The 313-nt window shown below is 59.4% G+C and carries 1 protein-coding gene; it reads left to right on the forward strand.

Annotated features, from left to right (window positions below; genetic code table 11):
* On the forward strand, window positions 1-313 hold a 313-nt coding region (locus AEA42_RS14090; RefSeq protein ID WP_156312345.1), incomplete at both ends, for a hypothetical protein.

The raw sequence follows: 313 nt of genomic DNA on the forward strand, positions 1-313 counted from the left end.
AACAACACCTCAGGCCCAGGCTCTGACACTGCAACCGTGGCGGATGAAACCGCCCCGAATGCCCCGACCGTATTGATCGTCGATGACGGTAACCCAGGTGATGGCCTGCTGACGCAAGCCGAAATCAACGGTGATGGCGTACAGCTCCAAGTCACCATCAACCATGCCGACTTTGCTGAAGGCGGCCACGTGAACCTGACTATCGTCAATGGCACCGCGACCACCGATGTGGAACTGAAGCTGGTGAATGGGGCGCTGCAGTTTGCTGACGGCACTCCGGCGACAGGCTACAGCTACAACGCCACCACCGGGT

This window comes from Shewanella sp. Sh95 (assembly GCF_001308045.1).
Classification (GTDB): domain Bacteria; phylum Pseudomonadota; class Gammaproteobacteria; order Enterobacterales; family Shewanellaceae; genus Shewanella; species Shewanella xiamenensis.